This window comes from Corallococcus sp. CA047B, assembly GCF_003612065.1.
In the GTDB taxonomy this organism is placed as follows: Bacteria; Myxococcota; Myxococcia; order Myxococcales; family Myxococcaceae; genus Corallococcus; species Corallococcus praedator.
The window spans coordinates 1-7754 of sequence record NZ_RAWD01000389.1 but is presented as its reverse complement, the minus strand read 5'-3'; the positions used below and the strand labels follow the sequence as shown (position 1 = coordinate 7754).

General features: G+C 68.1%; 5 protein-coding genes. 3 read left to right on the top strand and 2 right to left on the bottom strand.

From position 1 onward, the window contains the following. Positions 1-612 precede the first annotated feature (612 nt). The 3 genes from D7X74_RS36695 (at position 613) to D7X74_RS36685 (ending at position 6097) form a co-directional block, all read left to right on the top strand. Positions 613-3384, top strand: coding sequence for a serine/threonine-protein kinase (locus tag D7X74_RS36695; protein ID WP_120537633.1), 2772 nt, complete (start codon positions 613-615; stop codon positions 3382-3384). 116 nt (positions 3385-3500) lie between these two features. Continuing rightward, a complete protein-coding gene (locus tag D7X74_RS36690; protein WP_120537636.1) occupies positions 3501-4871 on the top strand; it encodes a KamA family radical SAM protein in 1371 nt (456 codons plus the stop codon). Continuing rightward, a complete protein-coding gene (locus D7X74_RS36685; RefSeq protein WP_120537635.1) occupies positions 4871-6097 on the top strand; it encodes a KamA family radical SAM protein in 1227 nt (408 codons plus the stop codon). Before D7X74_RS36690 ends, D7X74_RS36685 begins: the two co-directional genes overlap by 1 nt. Before the next feature lie 83 nt (positions 6098-6180). Here the strand turns inward: D7X74_RS36685 and D7X74_RS36680 are convergent, their stop codons facing one another. Together D7X74_RS36680 and D7X74_RS36675 are read right to left on the bottom strand one after the other, a co-directional pair. Further along, positions 6181-6759 (bottom strand): hypothetical protein, encoded by a 579-nt coding sequence (locus D7X74_RS36680; protein WP_233602415.1) that lies wholly within the window; start codon positions 6757-6759, stop codon positions 6181-6183. A 96-nt stretch (positions 6760-6855) separates the two neighbouring features. Then, complete coding sequence (locus D7X74_RS36675) at positions 6856-7155, bottom strand: hypothetical protein (protein WP_341870457.1); 300 nt, start codon at positions 7153-7155, stop codon at positions 6856-6858. Between the last annotated feature and the right edge of the window lie 599 nt (positions 7156-7754).

Genomic DNA, 7754 nt, shown 5'->3' with positions numbered 1-7754 from the left:
GGAAGTTAAGCCCTCCAGAGCCGATGGTACTCCGCGGGAAACCGCGTGGGAGAGTAGGTCGCTGCCGGATTCTTTTTGAAAAGCCCCTGGTGCCGCAAGGCGCCAGGGGCTTTTGTCTTTGCGGGCTGCGCCGGGCCTGGGCGCGCGGTGGGGATTTCCCGTCCGCTGCGTCCCTGCCTGCGATGGGCTCCCACGGACGACGCTGCGGGCGTTTTCGTTCGCCAGGTTCGCCCCTGGAGTCTTGGGCCGAGCTCGCGCTTGGCGGTGCGCTGAGGGGCTGATCGGTCGCACCGCGCTTGCGCTCCAGTGCCGGATCAAGGCTCCTGCCTCCCCATGCCCTGCGTTGAGGACGCGTCTGGCGGGCCCGTTTCGGGCCTTTTGGGGCCGTCGGGCGGTCCTCGTTTCCTCCCGGTTTTGCGGCGCTCTGGCGCCCTGGGGAGCGGGGTGGAGCGCTGCGGTGGCGCGCGGACGCCAAGTTCTCGGATTCCTTGGGGAATCGCGTCATCGTGGATGTTTGACCGCCGTTGCCGCAGGATCTAGAGTCTCTTCTCCCCCCGGTCTGCGCACCGCCTGCCGCGGTCCGTACTCGCCGGCGCCGGGCAGCCCCGCGAGATGAAGAAGCCGACCTTCTTTGGGAAGTACCTGCTCCTCGAGCGCATCAACGTCGGCGGTATGGCCGAGGTCTTCATCGCGAAGGCCTTTGGCGTCGAGGGCTTCGAGCGCATTCTGGCCATCAAGAAGATCCTCCCGACGATGGCCGAGGATGACGAGTTCATCACGATGTTCATCGATGAGGCTCGGATCAGCGTTCAGCTGAACCACGCCAACATCGTCCACATCCACGAACTCGGAAAGCACGAGGACACGTACTTCATCGCCATGGAGTACGTGGCCGGCCGCGATGTGCGCACGCTCCTGGAGCGCTACCGCCGCCGCAAGGAGATCATGCCCACCGCACAGGCGGTGTTCATCGTCTCCAAGATGTGTGAGGGCCTGGATTACGCCCACCGCAAGAAGGACGCGCGCGGTCAGGACCTGGGCATCATCCACCGCGACGTCTCTCCCCAGAACATCCTCGTGTCCTACGAGGGAGAGACGAAGATCATCGACTTTGGCATCGCCAAGGCCGCCAACCGTTCTCAGAAGACGCAGGCCGGCATCCTGAAGGGGAAGTTCGGCTACATGAGCCCGGAGCAGGTCCGGGGCATGCCCATCGACCGGCGCAGCGACATCTTCGCCGTCGGCGTGCTGCTGTACGAAATGCTCACGGGCGAGAAGCTCTTCGTGGGCGAGTCGGACTTCTCCACCCTGGAGAAGGTTCGCAACGCGGACATCCCGCTGCCTCGCGAGTTCAATCCGAACATCTCTGCGGGGCTGGAGAAGGTCGTCCTCAAGGCGCTCGCGCGTGAGCCGGAGGACCGCTACCAGTGGGCGTCGGACCTCCAGGAGGACCTGATGCGCTTCCTCCTCGCGGGGGACGCCATCTATTCGTCGAAGCACCTGTCCAGCTTCATGAAGGAGGCCTTCGCCGAGGACATGCTGCGTGAGGCGGAGAAGATGGAGCGCTACGCCTCCGTCGAACGTCCGGACCAGATCGAGCACTCGGGCGTGACGGTTCCGCCTCCGCCCGTGGCCCGCCCGACCTCGCAGAAGCGGTCTCCGGCCGCGGCATCCGGGTCTCCCGCGGGACGCGCTTCGACGGCGCCCGCGCAGCCCGCGCCTGGCTACATTCCTCCGCCGACCGCCGAAGAGCTGGCGGAGATGGATGGCGCCGCGGACAAGACGCAGATTGTTGATTCGACGCACACGCTCCGGCCCCCGGAGACGCGGATCGCCGACAGCAGCGTCGTGGTGGATGACAGCATCACGGGTCGGTCGGAGAACCCCATCGACCGGGCCGGCCACCACACCAGCGCGTCGCCCTTCGGGCGGGATGAGGGGAATCGCGGCAAGAACAAGAGCGGCCCCAAGTCCCAGGTCATCATCGGGGACGAGGGTGGCGAGGCCTATGGCGGCGCCACGATGATTGGCCCGGCGCCGACCGCGCCGCCGTCCCGTGGACGCGGTGGCTCCGCCGCTCCGGTGCTGGACCCGGAGGAAGAGGAGACCACGGGCAACATCACCGTTCCGGTGGGCTCCCGTCACAACGGGCTGCGTCCCCAGGCCCAGGCCGCTGACGCGGACGATGCCTACGACAACCCGGCGGACGAGTTCGGCGGGGACGGCCAGGACGACTACGACAACGGGGCGCAGGACTCCGAGGATCCTCGCTACGACGACGAGGCCGACGAACCCGCCACCCTTCCTCAGAAGCCCCTTAAGGCGGCCAAGGCGCCTCCGCCCGCCAAGGCCGCGGCCAAGCCCAAACCCAAGCCCCAGAAGACGGGAGCGAAGAAGCCCATCCCCAAGCCCGCCATCATCGGCGCTGCCGCGGCGGTGGCCCTTCTCCTTCTCGGTGGGTTGGTGTTCGCGGTGCGTGGCTCCTCCACGGGGTACGTCAACTTCGTCGTGAGGCCCATTGGCGCCGCAGTCCTGGTGGACGGGCAGCCGGTGAAGGCCAACGAGGTGGTGGAACTGTCCGCTGGCGTGCACCAGGTCAGCGCCTCCGCTCCGGACCACCAGCCGACGGCGCAGCAGGTGGAAGTCATGGCGGGCCAGGAGGCGACCGTCGTCCCCCTGGTCCTGAAGCCCAACGCCGCGCCGCCTCCCAAGGATCCGCCGCCCGCGACGCCTCCTCCGGTGACGCCGCCCCCTGTGGCTGAGAACAACCCTCCGCCGACGACGCCCGAGACGCCTCCGGACAAGCCCGTCGAGCCGCCGGCTCCGAAGACGTTCACCGCCTTGTTCGAAGGCCAGGACGGGGCGGAGATCTCGGTGGATGGCAAGTCCCTGGGGAAGGTCCCAGGGGCCCGGCTTGCCGACCTGGAGATTGGCAAGACGTACAGCTTCACGGCGAAGCGCGAGGGCTTCAAACCCTTCACGGGCCAGTTCAAGTCCTCCGGTGACGCCGAGGTGAAGGTCGCCTTCAAGCTGGAGGCGGTGCCCGAGCCGACGCCGACGCCCGAGGCTCCCACGCCGCCGAAGCCGAAGCCCCCCAAGCCCGCGCCTGTTGTCGCGACGCCGACGCAACCGAAGCCTCCCAAGCCGGCACCGAGCAACGCCGTGGGCAAGTTCGCCTGCAGCACGTCTCCCGCGGGTGCCCAGATCTGGGTGGATGGAAAGAACACGGGTCGGGTCAGTCCGGTCCCGCTGGGCAATCCGCTCAGCCTGCCCGTGGGCAAGCGCAAGGTCGTCTTCAAGCTCAACGGCAAGTCGACCAAGCCGCAGGTCGTCACCATCGAAGAGGGGAACGTCGCCAAGTTGATCAACGTCCCGGTGAGCTGAACGGGAGCGACCGACCAGAGGGCATCTTGTGCCCTCTGCGATTGTTGAGCAGGGATGTTGGGGGGCGAGCTATGAGGCCTCGCCGCAGACGCTCCATTCGTTGAGGTGATGTGTTCATGAGCACGACGTCCAATCGAGGCAAGCCCGACGCTGGCCCCGCGCAGCAGCCGTTCACCTATCCGCTCCGCAAGGAGTTCGTGGAGCCCGACTGGCGGCGCATCCCGGGCTTCAAGGACGTCACGCAAGCGGAGTGGGAGAGCTCCGTCTGGCAGCGCAAGCACACCGTGAAGAACCTGCGGGAGCTGAAGGCGACGCTGGGCGCGCTGCTGCCCGACGACCTGGCCATGGGCATGGAGCTGGATCAGAAGGAGCGGGCGACGATGTCCATCCTCGTTCCGCCCCAGATGCTCAACACCATGAACCTGGAGGACCTGTGGCAGGACCCCGTCCGCCGGTACATGTTGCCGGCGCTCGCGGACCGCCGCACCGACTGGGCCAACCACCCGCGCGCCAGCCGTGACAGCCTCCACGAGGCGGACATGTGGGTCGTCGAGGGCCTGACGCACCGCTATCCGACCAAGGTGCTGGCGGAGATGCTGCCCACCTGCCCGCAGTACTGCGGCCACTGCACCCGCATGGACCTGGTGGGCAACGACGTGCCCCAGGTGTCCAAGCACAAGTTCGCGACGGGCCAGAAGGAGCGCTACGAGCAGATGCTGGACTACCTGCGCCGCACGCCCACCGTGCGCGACGTGGTGGTGTCCGGCGGCGACATCGCGAACCTGCCCATCCAGGCGTTGGAGCCGTTCGTCAGCGCGCTGATGGACATCCCGAACATCCGGGACATCCGGCTCGCCAGCAAGGGGCTGATGGCGCTGCCTCAGCACTTCCTCCAGGACAGCGTCCTGCAGGGGTTGGACCGTTTGGCGAAGAAGGCCGTCGAGCGCGGCGTGGACCTGGCGCTGCACACCCACGTGAACCACGCGCAGCAGCTTACGCCGCTGGTGGGCAAGGCCGTCCGCAAGCTGCTCGACATGGGCTTCCGCGACGTGCGCAACCAGGGCGTGCTGCTGCGGGGCGTGAACGACAGCCCCAAGGCACTGCTGGACCTGTGCTTCACGCTGCTCGACCACGCGAAGATCCTGCCGTACTACTTCTACATGTGCGACATGATCCCCAACAGCGAGCATTGGCGGCTGTCGGTGGCGCAGGCGCAGAAGCTCCAGCACGACATCATGGGCTACATGCCGGGCTTCGCCACGCCGCGCATCGTCTGTGACGTGCCGTTCGTGGGCAAGCGGTGGATCCACCAGGTGGCGGAGTACGACCGCGAGCGCGGCATCTCCTACTGGACCAAGAACTACCGCACGAGTGTCGAGGCGAACGACCCCGAGGCACTTGATCGCAAGTACGAGTACTACGATCCCATCGACACGCTGCCGGAGTCCGGTCAGGCGTGGTGGCGGGAGCAGCCGAAGGCCGCGTGATGGATTCCTCCGCAGTCGCGTCCGCGCCCGCGCGTCCCTCGGTGAGTGCCGAGGGGCGGGCCCGCCTGTTTCCGTCCGCCACCGATGCCGAGTGGGCCGACTGGCGCTGGCAGCAGCGACATGCGGTGCGCAACCTGGAGCAGTTGGAGCGCTACGTCCGCCTGACCCCCGACGAACGCGCCGGGGTGCAGGAGACGTCGTCGCTGTTCCGGGTGGGCATCAGCCCCTACTACCTGTCGCTCATCGATCCCGACCACGCGTCGTGTCCGGTGCGCATGCAGTCCATCCCCGTGCGGGCCGAGGCCCGCGTGCGGCCCGGTGAGCTGGAGGATCCGCTCGGCGAGGACAAGACGCGCCCGGAGGAGTGCATCGTCCACAAGTATCCCGACCGGGTGCTGTTCCTGGCCATCGATACGTGCTCGGTCTACTGCCGTCACTGCACCCGGCGCCGCATCACCAAGGGCGGGGAGGCGGAACTCACCAAGGACCAGATGCGCCGGGGCATCGACTACGTCCGCAACCACCCGGAAGTCCGCGACGTGCTCATCTCCGGCGGCGATCCGTTCCTGCTGGGCGAGGAGCGGCTGGAGTCGCTGCTCGCGCCGCTGAGCGAGATTCCGCATGTGGAGATGATCCGCATCGGGACGCGGGTGCCGGTGGTGCTGCCCATGCGGGTGACGGATTCGCTCGCGCGGCTGCTTCGCCGGTATGCGCCCGTCTACGTCATCACCCACTTCAACCACCCGAAGGAAGTGACCCCGGAGGCCCGGGAGGCGTGTGAGCGGCTGGTGGACCATGGCGTGCCCGTGGAGAACCAGGCCGTGCTGATGCGGCAGCTCAATTCGGACGCGCGGATCATCAAGGAACTGTCCCACAAGCTCCTGCGCAGCCGCGTGCGGCCGTACTATCTGCACCAGATGGACGTCGCCGAAGGGTGCGAACACCTGCGCACGCCCATCGCGAAGGGGCTGGAAATCCTCCAGCAGCTTCGTGGCCACACCACCGGGCTCGCCGTGCCTCACCTCGCGGTGGACCTTCCGGGTGGCGGCGGGAAGGTCACCCTGCAGCCTGACTACGTCATCGAGCGCGGGGAGCGGGAGACCCTGTTCCGCAACTACAAGGGCGAGACGTACGCCTACCCCGAACCGGAGGAGACCGACTGCTCCTGCCCGTACGATGCGGTGTGGCAGGCCCGTTCGCGGGAGCTGTCTTCAGCCGGCCGCTGACGTCCGGGCATCCCGCGCGCTTCGTGCGCACGGGATGGCAAGTGGCCCGTTGAAAGGCTTCGCCGCGTGCGCGCGGCGGAGGGCTACCGGTTGCGACGGGACTTCGACGCCTTCCGGCTGGACGGGGCCGGGGTCTCTTCCACCATCTTCGCGATGTCCATGGGCGGGCCGGACTCCAGGCTCGCGTCGACGTCGACGGACACCTCCGCCCCCTCCGTGGATTCCATCTCCACGGGCTCCGCGTCGCTGAAGCCCTGCTGGATGTGGACCTCCTGGTCGCCCGCGGCGCGCTTCTTCTCCTCGGCTTCCTTGTCGGCCTTGGCCTTGTCCTCGAGCCGCTTGGCCTCGTTGGCGGCGCGCGCGTTGTCTTCGGGCGACATCCTTGCCGTGTAGCCGGCGTACTCCTTGGCGGAGATGCCGTGCTTCTCCATGACCTTGGCGGCTTCCGCTTGCTGATCGCGGATCGCTTGTCCGCGCTCCGCGTTGCTCATCTCCGACGACTTCCGGTTGCCGTAGGCCGCCTCCACCTTCGTCTGGGCCGCGGCTTCGTCACGGCGGATGGCCGCCACCTTCTCGGGCGACAGGCCTTCGTCCTCCGCGAGGACGGGCGTCGCCAGCAGGAGCGATGAAGCAGCGAGGAACAGGGGGAGGCGGGTGGTCATGGCTAGGCTCCTGAGTCGGACCCATCATAGGCATGGAGCAATGGGGGACGCATGGGCGAGCGTCTCCCGGCGGGCGGTTCCCTTACGCCTGGGGCTTCAGCCCGCCTGGCACCGCGTGCAGCCGTCTCCGGCGCCCGCGCACTGCTCGCGGGCCTTCGCGCAGCGCGGCGGCAGGTCGTCGCGGTCCGCGTTCCGATCCACCAGGCCACAGAGTTGCTCCGCCGTGGCGCAGGTCTTCGCGGAGACGTCGCACTGCTCCGCGCAGTCCAGATCGTCTTCCTGCTCACGGGCCCGGAGTTCCTCCAGGCGCGCCGTGACAGCGTCGATGGCCGCGTCGTCGTCCCCGGCCACCCGGGTGTCCACGTGCTTCGCGCAGCCCGTCAGCCCGATTGTCACGACGAGGATTGCCAGCCACGTCCCAGTTGCTCGCATGCCCTACCCATATGCGTCCGCTCCTGGCTCCGTCCAGTCACCCTGATGCGTGGGAATGCGCCTTCCAGCAAGTCGAGGCGTCGACGTGCGGGTCCTGGCCCGGCCCGTCAACTGGAGGCTTGGGCGGGGCCCTGTGCGCGCGTGGCGGGCGCGTGGCATTGGCTCCAGGCTTCCTCCATTCATCTGACGCGAGGGCCGCGTCTGACAGGGGTTCGGGGGCGTGTGGCGTCCGCGCTGGTGCCCTTCAGCTCCCCTCAAGCGATGGCCGCGTCCGCCAGTGGTTCGGGGGCGTGTGGCGTCCGTGCTGGCGCCCTTCAGTTCCCCTCATCGGTTCGGGGGCGTGTGGCGTCCGCGCCTGGCGCCTTTCAGCAACGTTGATGCTCGGGCAGAGGCCGCCAAGAGGGCCGTGTGCTGTGGCGTGGGAAAGGTCCACTCCCCGCTGCCCATCCCGTCACGCTGCCCGCGCGAAGCGGGCTCGCCAACGGTTCGGATCGCTCCGCAGGCTGGCGGGTGACTTTGGGGAACTGCGGCGCTCGGGGGCCTGGGGGGCGTTCCCTCCGGGA